Raw genomic sequence first — 614 nt, forward strand, 5'->3', positions numbered from 1 at the left:
CCCGGGGTCTACCCCTACATCGTCGACGGCGTGGGCGAGGGCCTGCAGGCCAAGCGCCGCGGCCTCGCCGTGATGGTTGATCACCTGACCCCGCCGCTGCGGACCACGCCGCTCTACGACGAGCTGCTCGGGCTACGCCAGCTGGTGGAATCCTTCGAGTCCGCCGAGCCGGGCAGCCCCGCCCGGGAGCGCTCCGTGCGGCGCATCCGCACCCGGCTGGACGAGCTCGACCTCGGCGGCGAGCTCGCTGCGCAGGTCGCCGCCGAGCGCGGCACGGAGAGCATCGACCTGGACACCCTGGACCCGGCGCTGCTGGTCCACGAGGTGGGCCACTACCTCACCGCGCTGCAGGAATCGTTCATGCCGGAGGGGCTGCACATCTTCGGCCGCGAGTGGGACGACGACGCGGTGTCGATGATGCTGGAGTCCATGGGCGACGATGCCGGCCCGGACACCCGCGCGGAGCTCACCGCCTCCCCGCGGCACGAGCGCGAGGCCCTGCTCGCCGCCCTCGACGGGCACTTCGTCCCGCCGGGCCCGGGCAACGACCCCATCCGCAGCCCCGACGTCCTGCCCACCGGGCGCAATTTCCACGGCCTGAACGGCAACCTCCT

1 protein-coding gene is annotated in these 614 nt (G+C 73.1%); it reads left to right on the forward strand.

The features are described 5' to 3' along the window. Positions 1–614: cobaltochelatase subunit CobN (locus G7A99_RS23655; RefSeq protein ID WP_205600042.1), on the forward strand; the 614-nt coding region annotated here is incomplete at both ends.

The sequence above is a fragment of the Arhodomonas sp. KWT genome, from assembly GCF_010993615.1.